Origin of the sequence: Micromonospora sp. WMMD729 (assembly GCF_049315225.1) — a bacterium.
GTDB lineage: Bacteria > Actinomycetota > Actinomycetes > Mycobacteriales > Micromonosporaceae > Micromonospora.
The window spans coordinates 4,696,339-4,720,097 of the sequence record NZ_CP186059.1; the positions used below are offsets into that span (position 1 = coordinate 4,696,339).

The window sequence follows — 23,759 nt, forward strand, 5'->3', positions numbered from 1 at the left end:
TGTTAAGGAAGTGCAGTCCTGCCCGTTTCGTGGGCCTGCTCCCGTTCACCGGGTACGGTGATCGCGGAGCCGGGGTGAGGAGGTGTCCCTCGTGGACGTCGACGCCGGACACGGCGCCGCCCTGGGGGGCGCCCTGCCAACCCAGTCGGGCGAGCTGCCCCTGACCCGCCGACTGCGGTCGTTGCTCACCTGGCCGACCACCGACTCCGACCCGGTGACGCACCTGGTCCGCACCCATCGAGGCATCCACGCCGGTGCCGACCCGGCGGTGCTGCGGCGGGCGTACACGATCGCGGAGAACATGCACCGCGGTCAGTTCCGCAAGAGCGGCGAGCCGTACATCACCCATCCCCTCGCAGTGGCGCAGATCTGCGCCGAGCTGGGCATGGACACCACCACCCTGGTCGCGGCGCTGCTGCACGACACCGTCGAGGACACCCGCTACACCCTCCAGGCGCTGGCCGAGGACTTCGGCCACGAGGTGGCCCACCTGGTCGACGGGGTGACCAAGTTCGACAAGGCGTTCTACGGCAAGGCGGCCGAGGCGGAGACGATCCGCAAGATGATCGTCGCGGCCGCCAAGGACGTCCGGGTGCTGATCATCAAGCTGGCCGACCGGCTGCACAACATGCGGACGCTCGGGGTGCGCTCGGCGGCCTCCCGGGAGCGGATCGCCCGCAAGACGCAGGAGGTCCTGGTCCCGCTCTGCGACCGTCTGGGCATCCAGACCCTCAAGCGTGAGCTGGACGACGTGGTGCTGCTGCACCTGGAGCCTGACGAGCACGCCCGGCTGGCCCGGCACGTGCACGACCGGCCCGGCTGGGACACCTACCTCGACGCCGTGGTCAGCCGCGCCCGGGTCGCGCTCAAGCGCAGCCGGGTCGACGCCGAGGTGAGCCCCCGCCCGCGACACCTCTACTCGATCTGGAAGGACACCGTCGCCGGCGGCCACACCGCGCCGTACGACCTGCCCCGCATCTCGGTGGTGGTCGACGGCCCGGCCACCGACTGTTACGCGGCGCTGGGCGCGATCCACGGCACCTGGCGGCCGATACCGGGCCGCTTCAAGGACTTCATCGCCTCGCCGAAGAACAACCTCTACCGCTCGCTGCACACCAGCGTCTGCGGCCCGCAGGACCGTACGGTGGAGGTGTTGATCCGCACGGAGGAGATGCACCGCTCCGCCGAGTACGGCATCGCCGCCGACTTTCGCTTCCCGCGCTCGGGCCGCGGCAGCGCGGCGGCCCGGGCCGAGCAGTTGGACTGGCTGCGCCGGGTGCTCGACTGGGAGCCGGAGGCCGCCGACCCGGCGCAGTTCTACGAGTCGCTGCGCTGCGATCTCGCCGAGGGCCAGATCCAGGTCTTCGCCGACGGCCGTCAGGTGGTGCTGCCGGCCGGCGCCACGCCCGTCGACCTGGCGTACGAGCTGGGCAGCCATCGCGGTGACCACTGCCTGGCCGCCCGCATCAACGGCCGGCTCGCGCCGCTGAGCTCGGAGCTGGACGAGGGCGACGTGGTGGAGATCTTCACCGAGAACGACGCCGACAACGGCTTCGAGGCCGCCGCCGCGCCGCGCGGTCCGCGCAAGGAGTGGCTGGGCTTCGTCAAGTCGCCGCACGCGCAGATGCAGATCAACAGGTGGTTCGCCGAGCACACCGAGCCGGGCATCACGATCAGCGACAAGGTACGCCTCGGGCGGGCCACCATCGGTCTCGCCCTGCGCCAGCACAACCGGGGCCTCGCCAGCGACCTGCCGCTGCTGCGGCTCTCCGAGGAGTTGGGCTACCCCGACCTGGAGACCCTGCTGGTCGCGGTCTTCGATCGGGTGATCGAACCGGACGCCGTGGTACGCCAGCTCATCGACCTCGTCGACCATCGACAGTGACTCCGGCAGCCCCAGCGCGTCCGAAGGACATTCGTGACCACTAGCCTGGGGTCATGATCCCCCGTTCCCGCGCCACCGGTCGGGCCGTCTTCTACCAGGCCTTCTACCGGCTGCCGCTGCCGGTCCGCCGGCGTCTGGTCCGGCTCGCCGTCCCGAAGTACATCGTCGGCGCGGTCACCCTGGTCCGCGACAGCGAGGCGACGGGCGCGGGTCGGTTGCTGATGCTGCGCCAGCCTCCCGGCAAGGGCTGGTCGCTCCCCGCCGGCCTGCTCAACCGGGGTGAGCCTCCGGTCGTGGGCGCGGCCCGTGAGCTGTTCGAGGAGTCCGGCATCCGGCTGCCGCCGTCCCGGCTGCGTCCCGCCGTGCCGAACGCGATCGTGCACGCCAAGGGTTGGGTGGACATGGTCTTCGAGACGGAGGTGCCGGCGTCCCGCACCGAACTGGTGGTGGACGGCGGGGAGGTCTTCGAGGCCGCCTGGCACCCGCTGGACGACCTGCCCAAGCTGACCTGGCCGACCGCACGGCTGCTCGCCTACTACGACATCGGGCCGCTGGCCGGGCAGTTCCCGCCGCCGGTGCCCGACACCGCGCCATGACCGGGGCGGGCTGGCCGGCCGACCTGTGCGCGGTCGTGCTCGCCGCGGGCGAGGGCACCCGGCTGCGCCCGCTCACCGAACGGGTGCCCAAGGCGCTGTGCCCGGTCGGTAACGTGCCGCTGCTGGACCGGGCCCTGGAGCGGGTGGCCGGACTCGGCCTGAGGAGTCCCGCACGGGTCGCGGTGAACGCCTGCTACCTCGCCGACCAGGTGGTCGCGCACGTCGGCGACCGCGCCCACCTGTCGGTGGAGCCCGGCGACCCGCTCGGCACCGCCGGCGGGGTGGCGAACCTGCGGGACTGGATCGACGGCCGGCCGGTCCTGGTCGGCAACGCCGACGCGTACCTGGCCGATCCGGCCACCGCGCCGGGCCCCGACGTGGCCGCGCTGCTGGACGGCTGGGACCGGGACTCCGTACGCCTGCTCGGGCAACCCGCCGCCGACCCGGACGCGCCGGGCACCTTCGCCGGGCACTGCTTCACCGGCTTCTCCCTGCTGCCCTGGCGACTGGTCCGCGACCTGCCGGTGGTCTTCTCCGACCTGGTACGCGCGGTGTGGCGTCCGGCGGAGGCGGCCGGGGCGCTCGACGTGGTGCCGTACCCGGGCACCTTCTACGACACCGGCACGCCGGCCGACTACCTCGCCGCGAACCTGCACGCGGCGGCCGGCGGCGCCCTCGTCGACGGGTCAGCCACGGTGACCGGGAGCTGCGTCGAGTCGGTCGTCGGCGCGCACGCCCGGGTGGACGGCGACGTACGGCGCAGCGTGATCTGGCCGGGCGCGACCGTACGCGACGGCGAGCGGCTGCGGAACGTGATCCGCTTCGGCGACGACGGTACGGTGCGGGTCTAGCATGGGCGACGACGCCGACGAACGGAGAAATGTCCCGTGATCACCGCCATCGTGCTGATCGACTGCGCCACCGACGCGATCCCCGAGGTGGCCGACGCCCTGGCCAACGTCTCCGGCGTCAGCGAGGTCTACTCGGTGGCCGGGCACGTCGACCTCATCGCCATCGTCCGGGTCCGCGAGTTCGACCAGATCGCGCAGGTCATCGCGGGCAGCATCTCCAAGGTGCCGGGTGTGCTGAACACCGAGTCGCACATCGCGTTCCGGGCGTACTCGAAGCTGGACCTGGAGGAGACGTTCGCGATCGGCCTCGCGGACGCCGACTGACCCGCGGGCCGCGGGCGCGGCCGGGGCGGAACGCGACGCGGCCGGTCCACCCCGCGCGGGGTGGACCGGCCGTCGCGCTACCGCGAGATCAGCTCTCGCTGGGAGCGGGCCGCTCGGTGGTGCCGAGGCCCGGCTCCGGCGACTCGGTGATCCCACCACTCGGCGCCGGCGACTCGGTGACGCCACCCGGAGCCGGCGACGAGGTGCCCGGGCTGGGCGTGCCGCTGGCGCTGGTCTGCGGGACCGGGATGCCCAACTGGTTGGCCAGCTGGACCAGCTCGTCGTAGTGCGCCTGCAGCGTCGGCAGGGCCGTCTGGGCCAACTGGACCACCGACTGCTCGGAGCCCTGCGAGATCTCCGTCTGCGTGGCCTGGATGGCCTGGACGTGACCGGCCAACTGCGCGGTCACCCACTCACGGTCGAACTTCTCGCCGCTGGCGTTGTTCAGCTTGTCGAGGACCGCCTGCTGATCGGCCGTGGGCTCGTTCGGCAGCTGGACGTTGAGCTGCGACGCGGTCTGCTGCACCGTCTGGTCCAGCTGGGTGTGGTCGGTCTTGAACATCGCGCCCAGGTCCTTGACCCCCTGGTTCTGGCCCTTCTGCTGCGCCAGGTCACCGGCGGTGATCTCGAAAAGGTTCACCTGGTGCACCGCCTGCAGGTACTGGGTGTCCTGCGTCGACGGCTGTGCCGCTGCCTGCGCGGCCGCTGCCGGCGCGACGCCGACCAGCACCAGCGCGGCCAACAGGCCGAGGCGTTTGAGACCCAACATGCTTCCCCCCCTTGAGACGTTGGACCGCACGGATACCCGGCTCACCGGGGTTATTCCTGCGATCGCCCGACGCGCGGGGTCGACCGGTCCCGCCGTGCCCGTCCGACTCCTGCTCGGTTGGGCGGCGGGACGGCCAGAACGACGTGACGCCCGCCGGAAGTCCGGCGGGCGTCACGTCATGGTGCTGTCGGGAGGTCAGTGGCGGCTCTCGCCGCTGCCGATCTCCGCGCGCTCTGCACGGGGCTCGACCGGCGGGTGACCCGGCGAGACCGGCGCCTCGACCGGCTTCTCGATCGGGTAGAAGAAGCCCCGGACCGCCGGGCCGAGGGCCCCGAGCCGGTTCATCTTCTTCGGCACCACCCAGCCGGCGTACTCCAGCTCACCGTGACCGTCCGCGTGCCCGTTCGACGCGCTGAGCGGCTGGTGGACCTCGACGAACCGACCGTCCGGCAGCCGCCGGATGATGCCGGTCTCCACGCCGTGCGCGAGCACCTCCCGGTCGTGCTGCTGCAGACCGAGGCAGAGCCGGTAGGTGACGTAGTACGCCAGCGGCGGGACCACCAGCAGGCCGATCCGGCCGGCCCAGGTCATCGCGTTCAGGCTGATCTGGAACTTGTCGGCGATCACGTCGTTGGCGCCCGAGAGCGTCAGCACGATGTAGAAGGCGACGGCCATGGCGCCCACGGCCGTACGGGCCGGCACGTCACGGGGCCGCTGGAGCAGGTTGTGGCTCTTGCGGTCCTTGAGGTGCCGGGCCTCCAGGAACGGGTACATCGTCGACAGGCCGACCAGGATGCCGGGCAGCACGACCGTCGGCCAGAACAGCGGCGGGATGACGTACCCGTCGCCGATCGGGATGTTGATCTCCCAAGCCGGCATGAGTCGGGTCGAACCGTCGAGGAACATGACGTACCAGTCGGGCTGGCTCGCGGCCGAGACCACCCACGCCTCGTACGGGCCGAACAGCCAGATCGGGTTGATCTGGAACAGACCGCCCAGCAGCGCGATGACGCCGAAGACGACCATGAAGAAGCCGCCCTGCTTCAACGCGTAGCGGGGGAACATCCGCTCGCCGACCACGTTGTTGTTGGTCCGGCCGGGGCCGGGCCACTGGGTGTGCTTCTGCTTGAAGACCAGACCCAGGTGGACGCTGATCAGCGCGAGCAGCAGGCCCGGGATCAGCAGGACGTGGGCGATGAAGAACCGGCTGATGATGATCGTGCCGGGGAACTCGCCACCGAAGATCGACGACGTGAGCCAGGAGCCCACCACCGGGATGGACAGCATGATCGCGGAGGCGATCCGCAGACCGGTGCCGGACAGGCCGTCGTCCGGCAGCGAGTAGCCGGTGAAGCCCGCCAGGAAGCCCACCCAGAACAGCAGCGAACCGATGATCCAGTTGGTCTCGCGCGGCTTGCGGAAGGCGCCGGTGAAGAACACCCGCAGCATGTGCACGACGATCGCGGCCATGAACAGCAGCGCCGCCCAGTGGTGCATCTGCCGCATCACCAGACCGCCCCGGACGTCGAACGACAGGTCCAGGCTGGAGGCGTACGCGGCGGACATCGGGGTGCCCTGCAACGGCGCGTAGCTGCCGTCGTAGACCACCTCGGTCATCGCCGGCTCGTAGAAGAAGGTGAGGAACACACCGGTCAGCAGCAGGACGATGAACGAGAAGAGCGCGATCTCGCCCAGCAGGAACGACCAGTGGTCCGGGAAGACCTTGTTCAGCAGCTTGCGCAGCGGCGTGGCTACCGCGAAGCGGTCGTCCACCCCCGCCGCGGCCTTGCCCGGCGTGGCCGCCAGGTCAAACTTTCGACGCTTCATGGCCGCTCCCAGAAGTCAGGCCCGATGGTCTCGGTGTAGTCGGACTTCGCCACGAAGAAGCCCTCGGAGTCAACCTCGATGGGCAACTGCGGTAGCCGCCGGCTGGCGGGGCCGAAGACGGGCTTGGCGTTGTCGGTGATCAGGAACTGGGACTGGTGGCACGGGCAGAGCAGCCGGTTGGTCTGCTGCTCGTACAGGCTCGCGGGGCAGCCGGCGTGCGTGCAGATCTTGGAGAACGCCGCGTAGTTGCCCCACATGTAGTCACCGTGACCGACGTCGGGACGCGAGTTGGCCTCGCGGGACTTCTGGGCGTCCGAGTCCCGCAGGTGGATCAGCAGCGTCGGCGAGTCGGCGTGCCGGTTGCTGACGCCGTGCTCGATGCCCGGGAACACCGTCAACTGACCACCGACGCTGACGTCCGCCGGGCGTACCGGGCGGCCGTCCTCGCGGACCAGGCGGATCTTCTGCCCGTTCTCGGTCGGGGCGAACCCGGTGGTGAACATCTGGTTGTTCTTGTGCGGCTGGGAGATCAGCCCACCGACCAGCGGGGCCGCGGCGACCGCGGCGACCGGCGCGAGACCGGCCAGCAGCGAGATGCCGAGCAGCGGACGACGCTTGATGCCCATCTCGTCGGCCAGGTAGAGCATGGTCTGGCCGGTGATGGTGCGACCCTCGGAGTCGACCTGACCCTCGTGCCGGTCCTGGATCGAGACCTCCTTGGGCAGCAACTTCTTGCCCCAGGTCAGGATGCCGAAGCCGACGGCGAGCAGCGCCACGCCGAGGGTGGCGCCCAGCAGCGGCGTGTAGAACTTGTCGCCGCCGCGGCCCGGCTCGTACTGCCACGGCCACCAGATGTAGATGGCCAGGAAGGCGGTCGCGGCCAGACCGGTGATCAGGAAGAAACCGGCCACCACGCGGGTCAGCCGACGCTCCGCCTTGGTGCCCGGCAGCACCTGCGGCTCGTAGTGGACGATCTCGATGTCGTCCCGACGCGCGCCCTCACGGACGATGTCGAACCGGCTCAGCCTGGGGTCGTTCACGTCGAGCGGCTCCGGACCCCGGGGGGTCTGGTGCTCGGTGTGCGTGCTCATGCCGTCACCTCGCTACGGGTGGCGCCGAGCGGCACCACGGCGGTGAAACTGAAGATCCGCTCGGTCACGACTTACCCGCAATCCACAGGCTAGCGAACACGAGCGCCACGATGCCAACCAGGAAGATCGCCAGGCCCTCGGTGGACGGCCCGTACCGACCGAGGTTGAACCCGCCCGGGTCCTGGTCGGTCTTCAGCGTCTCCTGGATGTAGGCGATGATGTCGGCCTTCTGCTCCGGCGTGATCTGGTTGTCGCCGAACACCGGCATGTTCTGCGGGCCGCTCAGCATCGCCGCGTAGATCTGCCGGTCGGTCGCGGGGTGCAGGCTCGGGGCGAACTTGCCCGAGGAGAGCGCGCCGCCGCCACCGCCGAAGGCGTGGCACTGCGAGCAGTTGATCCGGAACAGCTCGCCGCCGGCCGCGACGTTGCCGCTCTCGTGCAGGTCCTCCTCGGTGCCCGGGACGACCGGACCGCCGCCGAGTTCCTGGATGTACTGGGCGAGCTGCCGGGTCTGCTCGTCCGTGAAGACCGGCGGCTTGCGGTGCGCCTGGGCCTCCTGGCGGGCCAGCGGCATGCGGCCCGAGCTGACCTGGAACTCGACCGAGGCCGCGCCGACGCCGATCAGGCTCGGCCCGCGGCCCTCGACGCCCTGGGCGTTGCGTCCGTGGCAGGTCACACAGCTCACGTCGAACAGCGCCTTGCCCTCGGCTGCGGCGCCGGTGAGCGGCGGATTGTCCTGCGCCTGCGCACCGGGGGCGAAGACGGTGTAGGCGCCGCCGGCGAGCATCAGCGCCGCGATCAGCCGGACCGCGGCGCCCAGCCGGCGGCGGCCCCTGCTGCGCGCGGCGGGCCGCCCGCGCAACCGCGCGAGCAGGCCGCGTCGGCGGTCGTTGTCAGAAGTCATGAGCTGTGTCCTTAACCGGTTGGACCTTGTCTCAGGGGACGGAGCAGCGGCGCGGTTCGTGACGCGCCAAGATCACTGAAGCCAGTAGATCATGGCGTACAGGCCGATCCACACGACGTCGACGAAGTGCCAGTAGTACGACACGACGATCGCCGAGGTCGCCTGCGCCGGGGTGAACCGGCCCATGGTCGTGCGGACCATGAAGATGATGAAGGCGATGAGACCGCCGGTCACGTGCAGGCCGTGGAAGCCGGTCGTCAGGTAGAACATCGAGCCGTACCCGTCGGCGTTGATCTTGACGCCGTCCTCCACCAGGTGGCGGTACTCGTTCACCTGGCCGAGCACGAAGATCAGGCCCATCACGAAGGTGACGGTGAACCAGCGACGCAGCGCGTGCACGTCACCCTTCTCCGCCGCGAAGACGCCGAGCTGGCAGGTCACCGAGGACAGCACCAGGATCACCGTAAAGGTGGTCGCGTACGGGATGTTCAGCGACTCGGTGTGCTTCTCCCACTGCTCCGGCGCAGCCGCGCGGATCGAGAAGTACATCGCGAAGAGCGCCGCGAAGAACATGAGTTCGCTGGAGAGCCACACGATCGTCCCCACGCTGACCATGTTGGGTCGCGTCAGAGAGTGGATCCGGCTCTTGTCAATGGCTGGGGCCGCAGTCACGCCGTCATTATTGCCCCTGACCGGGGCCGGCGATCAGCGGGGTGGCAAACCTGCGCCTTCCGTGGCCCGCGCGTCAGGGTCCGGTTCGCCTGGCCTAGCCTGAAAAGCGTGCTGCACGTCGATCCCATCCTCGCCGCCACCTCGGCCGTCCCGGCCGATGTGCTCGCGGCCACCTCGACGGGCCCGTCCCCGCTCGCCGCCGGGACCGAGGCGACCCCGCCACCGTTCACCATCGGCGCGGTGCTGACCGAGACCCGGCTGGACAGCTGGCTGGCCCTCGGCCTGGTGCTCGCCGCCGGTCTCTACCTGTACGGGGTGCACCGGCTGCGCATCCGCGGCGACCGCTGGCCGGTCGCCCGTACCGTCTTCTTCCTCGGCCCCGGCCTCGGCGGCATCGCGCTGGTCACGGTCAGCGGGCTGCACGCCTACGACACCGCGCTGCTGTCGGTGCACATGGTCCAGCACATGGTGCTCTCCATGGTGTCGCCGATCTTCCTGGCGCTGGGCGCGCCCATGACCCTCGCTCTGCGGACCCTGCCCGTCGGGCCGCGCAAGCGTCTCCTGGCGATCGTGCACAGCCGGATCGCCCGGATCTACACCTTCCCGCTGGTGGCGTTCGCCATCTTCGTGGTCAACCCGTTCGCCCTGTACTTCAGTGACCTGTACCGCTTCACGCTGGAGCACGCCTGGGCGCACGAGTTGGTGCACGCCCACTTCATCCTGACCGGCTGCGTGTTCTTCTGGCCGCTGCTCGGCCTGGACCCGCTGCCCGGCCGCTGGCCGTACCCGGCCCGGGCGCTGCTGATGCTGCTCTCCGTGCCGTTCCACACCGTGCTCGGGCTCACCATCATGCAGAGCACCACACTCTTCGGCGGCGACTGGTACCCGTCGCTCAACCTGAGCTGGGCCGACCCCAAGGCCGACCAGGTGGTCGCCGGCGGCATCCTCTGGGCCGGCGGCGAGTTCGTCAGCGTGACCATGCTCGCGGTGCTGGTCGTGCAGTGGGTCAAGCAGTCCGAACGGGAGGCCCGCCGCGTCGACCGCGAGCTGGACCGCCAGGAGGCCCGCGACCGCGCCGCCGACGCCGCGACCGCCTGAGCTGCGCAGACGGTACGACCAACGCCCCCCGGCCGGGCGGCGTGTCAGGTACGTCACGTCGGCCGGTACGATCGGCGGGCAGCTACGAGGTTGGAAGCGGAGTGTCGGCATGAGTGAGCGTCTGTGCACCGTCCTGCTCTACAGCGACGACCCGCAGGTCCGGGACCGGATGCGGCTCGCCGTGGGCACCCGGCCCGCGCCCGGGCTGCAGATCGAGTTCGTCGACGCGTCGACCTACGCCGAGACCATCCGGCTGGTCGACGACTACGAGATCGACCTGCTGCTGCTGGACGGCGAGGCGAGCCCCGGCGGCGGCATCGGCATCGCCCGGCAGATCAAGGACGACCGGCACGACGCGCCCCCCACCTGCCTCGTGATCGCCCGCGCCGCGGACCGATGGCTCGCCGCGTACGCCGAGGTCGACGCGACGCTGGTGCACCCGCTCGACCCGGTGACCACCGGCAGCACGGTGGCCGAGCTGCTGCGGACGCACGCACCCGCCTGACGTCCCCGCGTCAACCGGCACCGACAACGGCGCCGGCCGAGCCAGCGCCGGCTCCAGCCCACCCGCACTTCGTACGCTCGGGAGGCCCGCCATGGGCGATCGGACCTGGCCGCACCTGCTCAACTCGCTGCTGCGCGGCGAGGAGCTGACCACCGCCGACACCGCCTGGGCCATGGGCGAGATCATGGCCGGCTCGGCCACTCCGGCCCAGGTGGCGGGCTTCGCGGTGGCGCTGCGGGCCAAGGGTGAGACCTCGGCCGAGCTGGCCGGCCTGGTGGAGACGATGTTGAGCCGGGCCGTCCCGGTCGACCTCCCCGACGAGCTGCGCTCCACCGCGCTGGACGTGGTGGGCACCGGCGGTGACCTCGCCCACACGGTCAACATCTCCACCATGGCCGCCCTCGTCGTGGCGGGAGCCGGCGTCCGGGTGGTCAAGCACGGCAACCGTGCCGCGTCCTCCTCCTGCGGCACCGCCGACCTGCTGGAGTTCCTCGGCATCCCGCTCGACCTCGACCCGGACGCCATCGTGCGCTGCGTCACCGAGGCCGGCATCGGGTTCTGCTTCGCCGCCCGGTTCCACCAGGGGATGAGGCACACCGGGCCGGTCCGCCGGGAGTTGGGCGTCCCCACCGTGTTCAACTTCCTCGGCCCGCTGACCAACCCGGCCCGCCCCCGCGCCGGCGCGGTCGGCTGCTTCGACGCTCGGATGGCCTCGGTGATGGCCGACGTGTTCGCCGCCCGCGGCGACTCGGTGCTGGTGATGCGCGGCGAGGACGGGCTGGACGAGTTCACCACCGCCGCGCCGACCCGCGTCTGGGCGGCGCAGAACGGCACCGTCCGTGAGGCCGTGCTGGACGCGACCGACCTGGGCGTACCCCGGGCCACCCTCAGCGACCTGCGCGGCGGTGACGCCTCGTACAACGCCGGCGTGGCCCGTCGTCTGCTGGCCGGCGAGACCGGCCCGGTCCGCGACGCGGTGCTGGTCAACGCGGCGGCGGCGCTCGCCACCCAGGGCCCCCTCGACGGCGACCTGACCGAGGCGCTGCGCGCCGGCCTGGACCGCGCCGCCGAGTCGATCGACTCGGGCGCGGCGGCCGGCGTCCTGGAGCGCTGGATCGCGACCGCCACCGCCGCCGAGGCCACGGCCACCGCCTGACCGGCACGACCGCCCCGCACGACCAACCGCCGCGCGCGACCGACCGACCAGGTCGGCGACGTGGCGCTGTCAGCGCGGCGACACGCAGCGACATCGGCGACGTGGGGCCACCCGCGCGACAGAAGTCCCCACGCCGGCGACGTGGGGCTATCGGCGCGGCCGAAGGCCGCCACACCGGCGACGTGGGGACGGCGGCGTTGCGTGGCCGGCGATTCGCGGCCGGTCGGGGGTGGCGCGCGTCAGGCGGCGTGGCGGCGGGTGGGCTGGCGGCGACGGCGCTCGGCCAGTCGGGTGACGGGGGCGACGAACGTGGCGATCACCACGGCCGCGCCGCAGCCGGTGCAGACCAGCTCGGGACAGTCGCTGCCGTGGCCGTCGGCGCAGGGCGGCGCCTCGAACGGCGTCACGCCCTCGCAGACGTCGCAGTAGAGATCGCGGTGCGACATCGGGCGTCTCCTTCTCACTCCAGGCGACCCGCTCCGGAACGCGACAACGACGCACAACGGAAGCGGAGAACTACTCACCTGTAGTTTCCCACGCGGGTCCGACAAATCTCCGCGCCCACCGCTCGCGCCTGCTTGATCCACTCGACATCACGGGAAGCGGGGTGTCCGGGGCGGCCGGACGCCGCGACTTCCGGCAAACCGAGTCGATCACGCGGCGGCCCGCCCATCCCTAAGGCCCGCCCACCACGAAGGCCCGCTCCCCCGGTGGGGGTGCGGGCCTTCGGAGCGGTACGCGGCCGGTCGCCGGGGCGACCGGGTCGATCAGTGCTCGGCGGTGCGCCGGGTGCCGGTGTAGTACTCGAACAGCAGGCCGCAGGCGGCGAAGACGACCGCGACCAGGCCGAGACCGATCAGCCAGAACTGCCAGAACACCATGCCCAGCGCGGCGATCGCGGCGGCCAGCGCCAGACCGAACGGCCAGTAGCTGCCCGGGCTGAAGAAGCCGACCTCACCGGCGCCGTCGGAGATCTCGGCGTCGGCCCGGTCCTCGGGGCGCAGGTCGATACGCCGGGAGACGAACCAGAAGAAGCCACCGCACATCGAGCAGAGCAGGAACGACAGCGCCAGGGCTACGGTGCCCACCCACTCGATGTTGCCGGACTCACCGTGCGTCCAGGCGCCGTAGAGGATGGTGGCGCCGAAGAGGAAACCGGCGATGATCAGGAAGATACGCCACTCGGTCTTCATGCGGCTGCCTCAGCTTCCCGTGCCGGCCGGAGCGCTGTCCGGGTTGAAGTTGCTCTGCGTCCGTCGGGTGTCGAACGGCTTGGTGGTCTGCGCGTACGGCTCCTCGCCGATCTGGGCCAGCGCCTCCTGGGTGGACTTGCCGCCCTGCTTGGCCGCGAGGAACTGGTCGTACTTCTCCGGCGAGACGACCCGCAGCTCGAAGTTCATGAACGCGTGGTAGCTGCCGCACAGCTCGGCGCAGCGGCCGACGTACGCGCCCTCGGCGTCGAGGCTGGAGACCTCGAAGACGTTGCGGATCTTGCCCGGCATGACGTCCCGCTTGAACAGCAACTCCGGCACCCAGAAGGAGTGGATGACGTCGCGGCTGGTCTCCTCGAACCGGATGGACCGGTTGGTCGGCAGCACGAGCACCGGGATGACCTCGCTGGTGCCGAGCGTCGACGCGGTGGTCTTGGCCTCGGTGCCCTGCCCGTCGCGGTAGTTGAACTGCCAGTTCCACTTGAACGCGACGACCTCGACCGTCACGTCCGGGTTCTTCGACAGCTTGTCGACGTCGGTCTGCACGATCGCCGTGTAGTAGAAGAGCACGGAGACGATCAGGATCGGCGCGATGGTGTAGAGGAACTCCATCGGCAGGTTGTAGCGGGTCTGCACCGGCAGCGCGTTGCCGCGCTTGCGGTACCGCACGACGCACCAGAAGATCAGGCCCCACACGAAGACGCCGACCGCGAGCGCGGCGACGCAGGAGGCGATCCACAGGTCGTACATCCGGTGCGACTCGGGGGTGATGCCGCCCTGGGGCCAACCGAAGCCGCCGAACGTCTTGCCGACGTCACAGCCCGTGAGCAGAACCAGCAGAGCCACGCCCCCGAGACCGAGCCCGGCCAACCGACCGGCACCACGTCCCCGGCGTCCACCGACCCGTGGGGCAGCACCGTGCCGTACGGCCGTCGGCCGTACCTCCGAACTCCTTGCGACCACCTGGTCCTGCCTCCCTAGCGCGCCGCGGTGCGTCCTTCGTCAGCACCGGCGGCAAAGGCGTCACCGACGGTCGCAGATTACTCGACCATGACGGACTCGACCGTGGTGGGGTCACTGTCCGCCCCCATCGGGGGGATCCTGGGCATAACGTCGCGATAGCGTGGGGACCCGTGAGCGCATCCCCGGTCTACCTGGACGCGGCGACGGCCGCGCCGCTGCATCCGGTCGCCCGGCAGGCGCTGCTGGCGGCCCTGGAGGACGGCTGGGCGGACCCGGGAAAGCTCTACGGCCAGGCACGCCGTGCGCGACAACTGCTCGACGCCGCCCGCGAGGCCGCCGCGCAGACGCTCGGCGTCCGCGCCGACGAACTGTCCTTCACCCCCAGCGGTACGACCGCAGCCCACGGCGCGGTGCTCGGCGCGCTGGCGGGACGGCGGCGGGTCGGGGCCACCCTGGTGCACTCGGCGATCGAGCACTCCGCCGTGCTGCACGCCGCCGAGCGGCACGTCGCGGCCGGCGGCGCCGCCACCTCCGTACCCGTGGACCGGGTGGGTCGGCTGGACCTGACCGCCTGGTCGGATGCCGTCCGGGCGCCCGGGGTCGCGCTGGCCGCGCTGATCAGCGCCAGTCACGAGGTGGGCACCGTGCAGCCGGTCGCCGAGGCTGCGGCCGTGTGCGCGGAGGTCGGGGTGCCGCTGTACGTGGACGCGGCGCAGTCGGTCGGGCGGGTACCGCTGCCGGGAGGCTGGTCGGTGCTCAGCGCCAGCTCGCACAAGTGGGGTGGGCCACCCGGGGTGGGGCTGCTGGCGGTGCGCAAGGGCACCCGCTGGGAGTCGCCGTGGCCGGCCGACGAGCGGGAGGGTGGTCGTACCCCCGGGGTGGTGAACCTGCCCGCGGTGGTGGCGGCGGCGGCGAGCCTGCGCGCGGCGGCGGCCGACGCGGCCGCCGAGCAGGCCCGGCTGTCCCCGCTGGTGGACCGGATCCGGGCGCGGGTGGCGGCCCAGGTGCCCGACGTGGAGGTGGTCGGCGACCCGGTGCTGCGGCTGCCGCACCTGGTGACGTTCTCCTGCCTGTACGTCGACGGCGAGACCCTGCTGCACGCGCTGGACCGGCGCGGGTTCGCGGTGTCGTCCGGTTCGTCCTGCACGTCGTCGACGCTGCGGCCGTCGCACGTGTTGGAGGCGATGGGGGTGCTCTCGCACGGCAACGTGCGGGTCAGCCTGCACCGGGACACGACCGAGGAGGACGTCGAGCGGTTCCTCGCCGAGCTGCCCGGGATCGTCGCCGGGCTGCGGGCCGACGCCGGGGTGGTCGGGCTGTGACGATGCCGGACGAGGTGATCGACTGCCGGGGTCAGCGGTGCCCGCTCCCGGTGATCGCGGCGGCCCGGCGGATGCCCGAGGTGCCGGTCGGCACGGTCGTGCGGGTACTCGCCGACGACCCGGCCGCGGCCGTGGACATCCCGGCCTGGTGCCGAATGCGCGGCCAGGAGTTCCTGGGTGCCCTGACGGGCCCCGAAGGCCCCGCCTACGACCTCCGCCGCACCCACTAGCCCCTCTCCCCCTCCCCGCCCTCCCCTACACCCCCGCGATCTTGCACTTTCTGTCGCGACAAGAGCGGACAAGAGCCGCGAAACGTCGACACAAAGTGCAAGATCGGCGAGAGGTGTGGGGCGGGGACCGCGGGGGCGGGCGGGGGGGCGGGGGCGGGGGGGTTACGGGAGGAGGTGGGGGCGGATCTCTTCTGCTGCCTCGTCGCCGTAGGACTCGGCGAGGCGCTTGACGAACAGGTCGCGGCGGACATCGTACTCCTGGGTGCCGACCGTCTCCAGGACCAGCGTGGCCAGCAGCGAGCCGACCTGGGCGGCCCGCTCCAGGCCGAGGCCCCAGGAGAGCGCGGTGAAGAAGCCGGCCCGGAAGCCGTCGCCGACCCCGGTCGGGTCGACGGCCCGGATCTCCCGGGCGATGGGTACGTGGATGGGGTCGAAGCCCCTGCCGGCGATCTCCACACCGTCCTTGCCCAGCGTGGTGACCCGCACCTTGACCAGGTCCAGCAACTGCTCGTCGCTGAGCTGCGCCTTGCTCTGCAACAGCGACTTCTCGTAGTCGTTGGTCATCAGGTACTCGGCGCCCTCGATCAGCGCCACCACGTCCTCGCCGGGCATCCGGGCGAGCTGCTGGGACGGGTCGGCGGCGAACGCGTACCCGCGGGCGCGGCACTCGGCCGAGTGCCGCAGCATCGCCTCCGGGTCGTTCGCGCTGACCAGCACCAGGTCCAGTCCGCCGAGCCGGTCGGCGACGGGGGCCAGTTCGATGTTGCGCGCCTCGCTCATCGCGCCCGCGTAGAACGAGGCGATCTGGCACATGTCGGTGTCGGTGGTGCACACGAACCGGGCCGTGTGCGCGACCTCACTGATGTGCACCGAGTCGCAGTCCACGCCGTGCCGCTCCAGCCAGGAGCGGTAGTCGGCGAAGTCGGCCCCGACCGCTCCGAGCAGCACCGGGCGCAGCCCGAGCTGGCCCATGCCGAAGGAGATGTTCGCCGCCACCCCGCCACGGCGGAGCACCAGGTCGTCCACCAGGAAGGAGAGCGAAACCTTGTGCAGCTGATCGGCGATGAGCTGGTCGGCGAAGCGACCCGGGAAGCTCATCAGGTGATCGGTGGCGATCGAGCCGGTCACGGCGATCTTCATGTCAACCCTCAGGGTCGGGAGCAGGGCGCGGTCAGCCTACCGGCCCGGCAACCCGGGGGTGTCCGGTCGGTCAGGCAACGGCAACCGGCCGGTCACCAGCGTTGCGGGGCCAGGTACGACGACGGGGCGGTCCCGGTGGGACCGCCCCGTCGTCGGTGGCGCGTGGGCTCTAGACGAGTAAGTCCGAAGTTTGGGTCAGTGGTCGTAGGCGATCAGGGATCTGGTCACGGGCTGCCCGGTGGTCCGGTTGTGCCAGATCGCGGCGGTCATCGCGAGGAGCCGCTGGGCGACTCGGGCGGCTACCCCTTCGATACTCCGGCCGCCGTGTAACTCAAGGTCGAGTTGGCCCTTCAACGTGTCGTTGACCGACTCGATGAGCTGACGAATGGGCTTGAGTAGGTGTTCGTCCGGGCGTGGGGTGCGGTTGCGGTACGACGGTCTGAGCAATCGCACCCCACGCTCTGCCAGCCACCGGTCCAACTCGGCGGAGACGTACCCCTTGTCCGCCACGATCAGCAGGCCCGGACGGTCGGTGACGAGGTCCGGATCATGATCGAGGACCGCGGTCAGCACCTCCCGCTCGTCGACCTTCGGGGTGCCGAGCGCCCACGCGATGGGCAGACCTGACGGGGTGCAGATGAGATGCAGCCGCAGGCCCCAGAAGAACCTCGAGTGCGAGGCGCAGTAGCCGTACCCGGCCCACCCCGCCAGATCGGAGCGTTTCACCGTCGGCCTGGACCGGCCGCATTCCACCGGTGTGGAGTCGATGACCCAGGTCGTGTCGGACCACAGGTCGGTGTCCTCGGCGACCGCCCGAATGGCACGCTTGAGCAGCGGCAACGCCGCCCTCAACCGCTTGTTGTAACCGGACTGTCCAGGCAGGTACGGGAACGCCCCGGGCAGATGCCCGGGGACGAACCGAAGCCAACGGGCCTCGGAACGCACCCCGAGCAGCGCCTGCGCGACGGCCAGGGTCAGCAACTCCGCGTCGGAGAGCTTCGGTGGCCTACCCGTCCGGCGAGGACGCCCGAGCCAGTCGTCGATCTTCACGTACAGTGCGGTCAGAAGGGTGTTGAGGTCTGTCGTCACAAACGGATCTTCAACACCCTTCGTCTATACCCACACCCCGGGGTCGTTAGGACTTACTCGTCTAGTTGAACGAGTCGCCGCAGGCGCAGGAGTTGCCCGCGTTGGGGTTGTCGATGGTGAAGCCCTGGGCGTCGATCCGGTCGGCGAAGTCGATCGTCGCGCCCGCCAGGTACGGGGCACTCATCCGGTCGACGACGACCTCGACGCCGCCGAAGTCGGTGACGACGTCACCGTCGAGCGAACGCTCGTCGAAGAAGAGCTGGTACCGCAGGCCGGAGCAGCCGCCCGGCTGCACCGCGACCCGGAGCCGCAGGTCGTCGCGGCCCTCCTGCTCGATCAGGGCCTTGACCTTCTGCGCCGCGACGTCGGTGAGGACGACGGAAGTAGGGGCCTGGGCCTCGGTCGACTCGGTCTGCGCTGGCGTGGTCACGTGGAAGTCTCCCTGCGCGGTTTTGGGTCCGGACGCACTGGCCAACATCGCACGCCGTCCAGTGATTCCCGGTTGTGGTCCAGTTCCGATCGTACGCCGCTCCGGCCGGAGGTACCCGCGTGGCGGGACCCCACCCCTGGTGGGACGCTCAGCGGCTCCACTGCCGGGCCAGTCGGGCACCCAGTTCGCGCAGCCCGTCGGCGGGGCGGCTCAGCGCCGCGTCGAGGCCGCCGGCCGCCTCACCGCCGAAGTGCTCCACCAGGCTGTACGCGTCGGTCACCCCGGCCGAGGCGGCCTCCCGCCGGCCGGTGCTGACCTGGCCGGCGAGCACCACACAGGGCACCCCCCGGTCCCGGGCGGCCCCGGCCACCCCGGCGACGACCTTGCCGCGCAGCGACTGGTGGTCGAACGACCCCTCCCCGGTGATCACCAGATCGGCGGCGTCCAGGGCGGCGTCCAACCGGACGGCCCGGGTGACCAGGCCGATACCGGACTCGCAGCCGCCACCCAGCGCGAGGATGGCCGCGCCGAGGCCGCCGGCCGCCCCGCCGCCGGGCAGCACGCCCAGCCCCGCCGGGCAGCCGGGCAGGTCCCGCTCCAGCACCGCCGCGAAGCGCTCCAGGGCGGCGTCGAGCAGCAGCACGTCGGCCCGGTCGGCGCCCTTCTGCGGACCGAAGACGTTGCTCGCGCCGTGCAGGCCGAGCAGCGGGTTGTCCACGTCGGTGGCGGCGACCAGCCGGACACCCCGCAACCGGGGTACGCCGTCCAGCCCGTCGACCGCGGCCAGCGCGGCGCCCCCGTACGGCAGGGCGGCGCCGGCGGCGTCCAGCGGTGTCACGCCCAGCGCGGCCAGCATGCCGGCGCCGGCGTCGTTGGTGGCGGAGCCGCCCAGCCCGATCACCACCGTCCGGGCCCCGCTCTCCACGGCGACGGTGACCAGCAGACCCAGCCCGTACGACGTGGTGGCCTTCGGGTCGCGCTCGGCGTCGGCGAGCAGGTGCAGTCCGCATGCCTGGGCGCTCTCCAGGTAGGCGGTCGCGCCGTCGGCGGTGAGCAGGATCTCACCCGCCACCGGACGGCCCAGCGGGTCGACCGTCGACACCGGCAGGCGCCGGCCGCCGAGCGCGTCGGCGAGCACCTGGACGAAGCCCGGGCCGCCGTCGGCCAGCGGCCGGATCAGCAGGTCGTCGCCGTCGGTGACACTGCGCCAACCTTCGGCCACCGCGGCGGCGACCTCCGGTGCGGGCAGGGTGCCGGCGAACTTGTCCGGGCAGAGCAGCACGCGCATGCCGAGCAGTGTGGCAGCACACACCGAGCGGAGCTGCGGCGCGCTCGCGCTGTGGGACCATGGGCTACGTGACTTCGACCTGGGTGGAACCCTCCAACACGGCGACGGCTCTGCTGCTGCTCGGCCGGGGCAGCGACCCCGACACCGAGCGCGGCGTCGAGTGTCCGGGCGACCTGCCGGCGCCCAGCGATCCCGACCTGGTGGCCCGCGCGGCGGCGGCGAAGGCGAAGCTGGGCAGCAAGGTCTTCGTGCTGGGGCACCACTACCAGCGCGACGAGGTGATCCAGTTCGCCGACGTGACGGGTGACTCGTTCAAGCTGGCCCGGGAGGCGGCGGCCCGTCCGGAGGCGGAGTACATCGTCTTCTGCGGCGTGCACTTCATGGCCGAGAGCGCCGACATCCTCACCACCGACACCCAGCGGGTGATCCTGCCCGATCTGGCGGCCGGCTGCTCGATGGCGGACATGGCCGTGCTGGGTCAGGTCGAGGCCGCCTGGGACAGGCTGACAGAGCTGGGCATCGCGGGCGACACCGTGCCGGTGACGTACATGAACTCGTCGGCGGACATCAAGGGTTTCGTCGGCCGCAACGGCGGCGTGGTCTGCACCTCGTCCAACGCCAAGCGCGCCCTGGACTGGGCGTTCGAGCAGGGCTCGAAGGTGCTGTTCCTGCCGGACCAGCACCTGGGCCGCAACACCGCCGTGCTGGAGATGGGCCTGTCGCTCGACGACTGCGTGCTCTACGACCCGCACAAGCCCGGTGGCGGGCTCACCCCGGAGCAGCTGCGCGACGCCAAGATGATCCTGTGGCGGGGGCACTGCTCGGTGCATGGCCGGTTCACCCTGGAGAGCGTCAACGACGTGCGCGAGCGCGTGCCGGGCGTGAACGTGCTGGTCCACCCGGAGTGCCGGCACGAGGTGGTCACCGCCGCCGACTACGTGGGCTCGACGGAGTACATCATCAAGACCATCGAGGCGGCGCCGGCCGGCTCGGCGTGGGCCCTGGGCACCGAGCTGAACCTGGTCCGCCGCCTCGCGCTGGCCCACCCGGACAAGCAGATCATGTTCCTGGACAAGGCGGTCTGCTACTGCTCGACGATGAACCGGATCGACCTGCCGCACCTGGTGTGGGCCCTCGAAGAGCTGGTCGCGGGCCGGGTGGTCAACCAGATCACGGTGGACGCCGACACCGCCCACCACGCGCGGGTGGCGCTGGACCAGATGCTCGCCCTGCCCGGCGCGTGATCACGATCTGTGACGTCGTTGGTACGCAAAAGTGCCGGATCACCGATTAATGCCACACACGCCGGTGTGACCGAGTCCTTTTTCGTCACCGAGGGCTATGCTGCCGGAGCGACGACGCGAGCGGGCCGTTTCGATATGGCCGCATCCGGGGTAGCGACAAGGTTCACGCTCCCCACCATCAACACAGCAGCACCGACGCGCTGGAGGTTGCGTTGACCGACGACGTCCTGGTCGTGCACGGAGGAACTCCGCTCGAAGGGCGGATCCGCGTGCGCGGCGCGAAGAACCTGGTTTCGAAGGCGATGGTCGCCGCACTGCTGGGCGACAGCCCGAGCCGGCTGTTCGACGTGCCGAAGATCCGAGACGTCGAGGTGGTCCGGGGTCTGCTCGGCCTGCACGGCGTCAAGGTGACCGACGGCGCCGAGGACGGCGAGCTCGTCTTCGACCCGGCGAACGTGGAGAGCGCCAGCACCGACCAGATCAACGTGCACGCCGGTTCGAGCCGGATCCCGATCCTGTTCTGCGGGCCGCTGCTGCACCGCCTCGGGCACGCGTTCATCCCGGACCTGGGCGGCTGCCACATCGGCCCGCGTCCGATCGACTTCCACCTGCAGGCGCTGCGGGAGTTCGGCGCGACCGTCGACAAGCGGCCCGAAGGGCTGCACCTGTCCGCGCCGAACGGGCTGCACGGCACCAAGTTCGCCCTGCCGTACCCGAGCGTGGGCGCCACCGAGCAGGTGCTGCTGACCGCGGTCATGGCCGAGGGTGTCACCGAGCTGCGCAACGCCGCCGTCGAGCCGGAGATCATCGACCTGATCTGCATCCTGCAGAAGATGGGCGCGATCATCAAGGTCCACACCGACCGGGTGATCGAGATCCAGGGCGTGCCGAAGCTGCACGGCTACACCCACCGGCCGATCCCGGACCGGATCGAGGCCGCGAGCTGGGCCGCCGCCGCGCTGGCCACCCGTGGTCACGTCGAGGTGCTCGGCGCGCAGCAGGCCGACATGATGACCTTCCTGAACATCTTCCGGTCGGTCGGCGGCGAGTACGAGGTCACCGACGCGCGGGCGCCGAAGCTGGGCGATCCGGGCCAGGAGGGCGGCATCCGCTTCTGGCACCCGGGCGGCGAGCTGAACGCGGTGGCGCTGGAGACCGACGTGCATCCGGGCTTCATGACCGACTGGCAGCAGCCGCTGGTCGTGGCGCTGACCCAGGCCCGCGGCCTGTCGATCGTGCACGAGACGGTCTACGAGCAGCGGCTCGGCTACACCGAGGCGCTGAACTCGATGGGCGCCAACATCCAGGTCTACCGCGACTGCCTCGGCGGCACCCCGTGCCGCTTCGGCCGACGCAACTTCAAGCACTCGGCGGTGATCGCCGGGCCGAGCAAGCTGCATGCCGCCGACCTGGTCATCCCGGACTTGCGGGCCGGTTTCAGTCACCTGATCGCGGCGCTCGCGGCCGAGGGCACCTCCCGGGTGTACGGCGTCGACCTGATCAACCGGGGCTACGAGGACTTCGAGGCGAAGCTCGCCGACCTCGGCGCGCACGCCGAGCGCCCGTAACCTCCCGCACCAATCGTTCGGCCCCGACGGCTCCAGGTCGCACTGCGACCTGGAGCCGTCGCCGTAACACCGCGATGTGCACCGGGCGCGGACCGTTGGCTACCCTTGCCGCGTGCCGTCGCTCTTTCGCCGCAGCAAGTCCACCAACCTCGTCGACGAGGCCGTCACCTCGGTGACCCCCGAGGAAACCGTCGAGCGTCCCCGGGGCTACACCCCGGCCAAGGGCCGGGAGACGCCGAAGCGGCCGACGGTCGGCCGGCGTCCGGCCGGTCCGAGCCGCCCCCTCACCAAGGAGGAGGAGCGGGAGCGGCGTCGTCAACTGCGCGCGGAAGCCTCGGCCGAGTTCCGCCGCGAAGGTGGCCCCCGCGACCGGGGCCCGGAGCGGTTGCTGGCGCGCAACGTGGTCGACTCCCGTCGTACCGTCGGCACCTGGTTCTTCGGTGGCGCGCTGATCGTGCTGATCGGCTCGAACGCCGCGATGCCGCCGGTGGTCCGGTTGATCTCCAACATCCTCTGGGGCGCCCTGGCCCTGGGCGTGGTGGTCGACTCGGTACTGATCTGCCGCAAGATCAGCAAGTTGGTCCGGGAGCGCTTCCCGAAGACCGACCAGCGGATGGGCTCGCTCTACCTCTACGCCGTGATGCGCTCGATCACCTTCCGGCGGATGCGCGCTCCGGCGCCCGCGGTGCAGCTCGGCGACAAGGTCTGATTCCGGCGACGCGTCGCGCTGGGCGCTTTGCCGGCAACGGACGTCGGACGGTCGCTGTTCGTTGTACCGTGCGCGTAGTTCAGCACGGTGAACAGGTCGGCCGTTGTTCGTGACCGCGAACGTGACCCAGTGGAGCGAACACGCATGCCCGGAGAACCGTCGGCCAGCGTCGCCGCCGCCCTGCGCCGCGAGCGCGAGCGGGCCGGTCTCTCGCTGACCGAGTTGGCCGCCCGGGCGGGGCTGGCCGAGTCCACGCTCGCAACCATGGAGGCGGGGACCGGTGACCCGAGTATGGAGACGCTGTGGGCGATCGGCACGGCGCTGGGCGTACCACTCAGCCGGCTCGTGGAGCCGGCGGCCGACGACCTGCGGGTGATCCGGGCCGGCCAGGGGCCCCGGGTCCGCTCCGAGCGGGCCGACTTCACCGGGACGCTGCTCAGTGCCGGGACGGCGCGGGTACGCCGGGACATCTACCTGATCGAGTTGGAGCCGGGCGCGATCCGGGAGGCGGACGGACACACGCCGCACAGCGTGGAGCACGTGGTGGTGGCCGCCGGACGGCTGCGCGTGGGCCCCGAGAGCGAGGTGGTCGAACTCGGCCCGGGTGACTACGCGACGTTCCCCGGTGACCTGCCGCACCGGTACGAGGCGCTGGTCCCCGGGACGTTCGCCGTCCTCGTCATGGAGCATCCCTGACCCGGTGCACCGGTTCGTCGGGGGCGACGGGTGGGGTATCGTCGAAGGTCAGATTGGGTTATCGACCTAAATGTCCGGAACCATCGGATAACGTTTGCGCTCGTGGGCGGCACCACAGTGGCGGTGGGCGAGCCCGCGCCGTTACCCTCCATCCGCAGCCACGCCCTGCCGGAACGGGCGACCCGACCGGC

The 23,759-nt window shown here is 71.2% G+C and carries 25 protein-coding genes; 13 read left to right on the forward strand and 12 right to left on the reverse strand.

All coding sequences use genetic code 11. The features are described 5' to 3' along the window. Positions 1 to 91 precede the first annotated feature (91 nt). From ACN263_RS21350 to ACN263_RS21365, 4 genes are read left to right on the forward strand one after another with little or no spacing between them, the layout of a single operon-like run. Positions 92 to 1,885 carry a RelA/SpoT family protein gene (locus ACN263_RS21350; RefSeq protein WP_422740778.1) on the forward strand — a complete coding sequence of 598 codons (1,794 nt, stop codon included), beginning with the start codon at positions 92 to 94 and terminating at the stop codon, positions 1,883 to 1,885. Positions 1,886 to 1,938: 53 nt separating this feature from the next. Continuing rightward, the gene (locus ACN263_RS21355; RefSeq protein WP_422736130.1) at positions 1,939 to 2,481 is read left to right on the forward strand and encodes an NUDIX hydrolase; all 543 of its coding nucleotides are present in this window, start codon (positions 1,939 to 1,941) and stop codon (positions 2,479 to 2,481) included. After that, positions 2,478 to 3,332, forward strand: a complete 855-nt coding sequence (locus ACN263_RS21360; RefSeq protein WP_422736131.1) for a sugar phosphate nucleotidyltransferase — start codon at positions 2,478 to 2,480, stop codon at positions 3,330 to 3,332. Before ACN263_RS21355 ends, ACN263_RS21360 begins: the two co-directional genes overlap by 4 nt. Before the next feature lie 36 nt (positions 3,333 to 3,368). Next, entirely contained in the window at positions 3,369 to 3,656 is a 288-nt protein-coding gene (locus tag ACN263_RS21365; RefSeq protein WP_422736132.1) for an Lrp/AsnC family transcriptional regulator, read from the forward strand. An 88-nt stretch (positions 3,657 to 3,744) separates the two neighbouring features. Here ACN263_RS21365 and ACN263_RS21370 read toward each other — a convergent pair whose 3' ends face one another. The 5 genes from ACN263_RS21370 to ACN263_RS21390 form a co-directional block, all read right to left on the reverse strand. Continuing rightward, a complete protein-coding gene (locus ACN263_RS21370) occupies positions 3,745 to 4,425 on the reverse strand; it encodes a DUF4142 domain-containing protein (protein WP_422736133.1) in 681 nt (226 codons plus the stop codon). 195 nt (positions 4,426 to 4,620) lie between these two features. After that, positions 4,621 to 6,252, reverse strand: a complete 1,632-nt coding sequence (locus ACN263_RS21375; protein WP_422736134.1) for a cytochrome b N-terminal domain-containing protein — start codon at positions 6,250 to 6,252, stop codon at positions 4,621 to 4,623. After that, a complete protein-coding gene (locus ACN263_RS21380) occupies positions 6,249 to 7,343 on the reverse strand; it encodes a ubiquinol-cytochrome c reductase iron-sulfur subunit (protein WP_422736135.1) in 1,095 nt (364 codons plus the stop codon). Before ACN263_RS21380 ends, ACN263_RS21375 begins: the two co-directional genes overlap by 4 nt. Before the next feature lie 64 nt (positions 7,344 to 7,407). After that, entirely contained in the window at positions 7,408 to 8,247 is an 840-nt protein-coding gene (locus tag ACN263_RS21385) for a cytochrome c (RefSeq protein ID WP_422736136.1), read from the reverse strand. A gap of 72 nt (positions 8,248 to 8,319) precedes the next feature. After that, positions 8,320 to 8,919, reverse strand: coding sequence for a cytochrome c oxidase subunit 3 (locus ACN263_RS21390; RefSeq protein ID WP_355236426.1), 600 nt, complete (start codon positions 8,917 to 8,919; stop codon positions 8,320 to 8,322). Between the two features lie 108 nt (positions 8,920 to 9,027). On the opposite strand from ACN263_RS21390, the gene ACN263_RS21395 reads away from it, so the two are divergent. The 3 genes from ACN263_RS21395 to trpD all read left to right on the forward strand — a co-directional run bounded on the left by ACN263_RS21395 (position 9,028) and on the right by trpD (position 11,678). After that, positions 9,028 to 10,017 carry a cytochrome c oxidase assembly protein gene (locus ACN263_RS21395; RefSeq protein WP_422736137.1) on the forward strand — a complete coding sequence of 330 codons (990 nt, stop codon included), beginning with the start codon at positions 9,028 to 9,030 and terminating at the stop codon, positions 10,015 to 10,017. Between the two features lie 109 nt (positions 10,018 to 10,126). Then, on the forward strand, positions 10,127 to 10,522 hold the full coding sequence (locus ACN263_RS21400; protein ID WP_422736138.1) for a hypothetical protein: 396 nt from the start codon (positions 10,127 to 10,129) through the stop codon (positions 10,520 to 10,522). Between the two features lie 91 nt (positions 10,523 to 10,613). After that, positions 10,614 to 11,678 (forward strand): anthranilate phosphoribosyltransferase, encoded by a 1,065-nt coding sequence (gene trpD / locus ACN263_RS21405; protein ID WP_422736139.1) that lies wholly within the window; start codon positions 10,614 to 10,616, stop codon positions 11,676 to 11,678. A gap of 239 nt (positions 11,679 to 11,917) precedes the next feature. On the opposite strand, the gene ACN263_RS21410 is transcribed toward trpD, so the two are convergent. The 3 genes from ACN263_RS21410 to coxB form a co-directional block, all read right to left on the reverse strand. Next, a complete protein-coding gene (locus tag ACN263_RS21410) occupies positions 11,918 to 12,124 on the reverse strand; it encodes a hypothetical protein (RefSeq protein ID WP_421472393.1) in 207 nt (68 codons plus the stop codon). A 321-nt stretch (positions 12,125 to 12,445) separates the two neighbouring features. Beyond that, positions 12,446 to 12,871 carry a cytochrome c oxidase subunit 4 gene (locus ACN263_RS21415; RefSeq protein WP_422736140.1) on the reverse strand — a complete coding sequence of 142 codons (426 nt, stop codon included), beginning with the start codon at positions 12,869 to 12,871 and terminating at the stop codon, positions 12,446 to 12,448. Positions 12,872 to 12,880: 9 nt separating this feature from the next. Next, positions 12,881 to 13,852 carry a cytochrome c oxidase subunit II gene (gene coxB / locus ACN263_RS21420; protein WP_422736141.1) on the reverse strand — a complete coding sequence of 324 codons (972 nt, stop codon included), beginning with the start codon at positions 13,850 to 13,852 and terminating at the stop codon, positions 12,881 to 12,883. A gap of 170 nt (positions 13,853 to 14,022) precedes the next feature. On the opposite strand from coxB, the gene ACN263_RS21425 reads away from it, so the two are divergent. Both ACN263_RS21425 and ACN263_RS21430 read left to right on the forward strand, forming a co-directional pair. After that, a complete protein-coding gene (locus ACN263_RS21425; RefSeq protein ID WP_422736142.1) occupies positions 14,023 to 15,174 on the forward strand; it encodes a cysteine desulfurase family protein in 1,152 nt (383 codons plus the stop codon). After that, positions 15,171 to 15,404, forward strand: a complete 234-nt coding sequence (locus tag ACN263_RS21430) for a sulfurtransferase TusA family protein (protein ID WP_422736143.1) — start codon at positions 15,171 to 15,173, stop codon at positions 15,402 to 15,404. Before ACN263_RS21425 ends, ACN263_RS21430 begins: the two co-directional genes overlap by 4 nt. A gap of 162 nt (positions 15,405 to 15,566) precedes the next feature. Here the strand turns inward: ACN263_RS21430 and ACN263_RS21435 are convergent, their stop codons facing one another. The 4 genes from ACN263_RS21435 to ACN263_RS21450 all read right to left on the reverse strand — a co-directional run bounded on the left by ACN263_RS21435 (position 15,567) and on the right by ACN263_RS21450 (position 19,351). Next, entirely contained in the window at positions 15,567 to 16,544 is a 978-nt protein-coding gene (locus ACN263_RS21435; RefSeq protein ID WP_422736144.1) for a carbohydrate kinase family protein, read from the reverse strand. Between the two features lie 195 nt (positions 16,545 to 16,739). Then, positions 16,740 to 17,633, reverse strand: a complete 894-nt coding sequence (locus ACN263_RS21440) for an IS982 family transposase (RefSeq protein WP_422736145.1) — start codon at positions 17,631 to 17,633, stop codon at positions 16,740 to 16,742. A gap of 61 nt (positions 17,634 to 17,694) precedes the next feature. Next, positions 17,695 to 18,063 carry an iron-sulfur cluster insertion protein ErpA gene (gene erpA, locus ACN263_RS21445; RefSeq protein WP_282257478.1) on the reverse strand — a complete coding sequence of 123 codons (369 nt, stop codon included), beginning with the start codon at positions 18,061 to 18,063 and terminating at the stop codon, positions 17,695 to 17,697. 148 nt (positions 18,064 to 18,211) lie between these two features. After that, positions 18,212 to 19,351: a glycerate kinase gene (locus ACN263_RS21450; protein ID WP_422736146.1), complete on the reverse strand. Its 1,140-nt coding sequence runs from the start codon at positions 19,349 to 19,351 to the stop codon at positions 18,212 to 18,214. Between the two features lie 68 nt (positions 19,352 to 19,419). Between ACN263_RS21450 and nadA the strand changes: the two genes are divergently transcribed. The 4 genes from nadA (at position 19,420) to ACN263_RS21470 (ending at position 23,568) form a co-directional block, all read left to right on the forward strand. After that, positions 19,420 to 20,595 carry a quinolinate synthase NadA gene (gene nadA, locus ACN263_RS21455; RefSeq protein ID WP_422736147.1) on the forward strand — a complete coding sequence of 392 codons (1,176 nt, stop codon included), beginning with the start codon at positions 19,420 to 19,422 and terminating at the stop codon, positions 20,593 to 20,595. A gap of 212 nt (positions 20,596 to 20,807) precedes the next feature. Beyond that, the gene (gene murA, locus ACN263_RS21460) at positions 20,808 to 22,163 is read left to right on the forward strand and encodes a UDP-N-acetylglucosamine 1-carboxyvinyltransferase (RefSeq protein ID WP_203177790.1); all 1,356 of its coding nucleotides are present in this window, start codon (positions 20,808 to 20,810) and stop codon (positions 22,161 to 22,163) included. Between the two features lie 112 nt (positions 22,164 to 22,275). Beyond that, positions 22,276 to 22,872 carry a DUF3043 domain-containing protein gene (locus tag ACN263_RS21465; RefSeq protein ID WP_422736148.1) on the forward strand — a complete coding sequence of 199 codons (597 nt, stop codon included), beginning with the start codon at positions 22,276 to 22,278 and terminating at the stop codon, positions 22,870 to 22,872. A 144-nt stretch (positions 22,873 to 23,016) separates the two neighbouring features. Then, entirely contained in the window at positions 23,017 to 23,568 is a 552-nt protein-coding gene (locus ACN263_RS21470; RefSeq protein WP_422736149.1) for a helix-turn-helix domain-containing protein, read from the forward strand. The last annotated feature ends 191 nt before the right edge of the window (positions 23,569 to 23,759 follow it).

Bases quoted from the DNA above. Each gene is read 5' to 3' on its own strand.
- ACN263_RS21410 (WP_421472393.1), bottom strand. From the start codon at position 12,124: ATGTCGCACCGCGATCTCTACTGCGACGTCTGCGAGGGCGTGACGCCG.
- ACN263_RS21370 (WP_422736133.1), bottom strand. From the start codon at position 4,425: ATGTTGGGTCTCAAACGCCTCGGCCTGTTGGCCGCGCTGGTGCTGGTC.
- trpD (WP_422736139.1), top strand. From the start codon at position 10,614: ATGGGCGATCGGACCTGGCCGCACCTGCTCAACTCGCTGCTGCGCGGC.
- ACN263_RS21360 (WP_422736131.1), top strand. From the start codon at position 2,478: ATGACCGGGGCGGGCTGGCCGGCCGACCTGTGCGCGGTCGTGCTCGCC.
- ACN263_RS21355 (WP_422736130.1), top strand. From the start codon at position 1,939: ATGATCCCCCGTTCCCGCGCCACCGGTCGGGCCGTCTTCTACCAGGCC.
- ACN263_RS21400 (WP_422736138.1), top strand. From the start codon at position 10,127: ATGAGTGAGCGTCTGTGCACCGTCCTGCTCTACAGCGACGACCCGCAG.
- ACN263_RS21380 (WP_422736135.1), bottom strand. From the start codon at position 7,343: ATGAGCACGCACACCGAGCACCAGACCCCCCGGGGTCCGGAGCCGCTC.
- ACN263_RS21375 (WP_422736134.1), bottom strand. From the start codon at position 6,252: ATGAAGCGTCGAAAGTTTGACCTGGCGGCCACGCCGGGCAAGGCCGCG.
- ACN263_RS21385 (WP_422736136.1), bottom strand. From the start codon at position 8,247: ATGACTTCTGACAACGACCGCCGACGCGGCCTGCTCGCGCGGTTGCGC.
- ACN263_RS21415 (WP_422736140.1), bottom strand. From the start codon at position 12,871: ATGAAGACCGAGTGGCGTATCTTCCTGATCATCGCCGGTTTCCTCTTC.
- ACN263_RS21470 (WP_422736149.1), top strand. From the start codon at position 23,017: ATGCCCGGAGAACCGTCGGCCAGCGTCGCCGCCGCCCTGCGCCGCGAG.
- ACN263_RS21450 (WP_422736146.1), bottom strand. From the start codon at position 19,351: ATGCGCGTGCTGCTCTGCCCGGACAAGTTCGCCGGCACCCTGCCCGCA.
- ACN263_RS21435 (WP_422736144.1), bottom strand. From the start codon at position 16,544: ATGAAGATCGCCGTGACCGGCTCGATCGCCACCGATCACCTGATGAGC.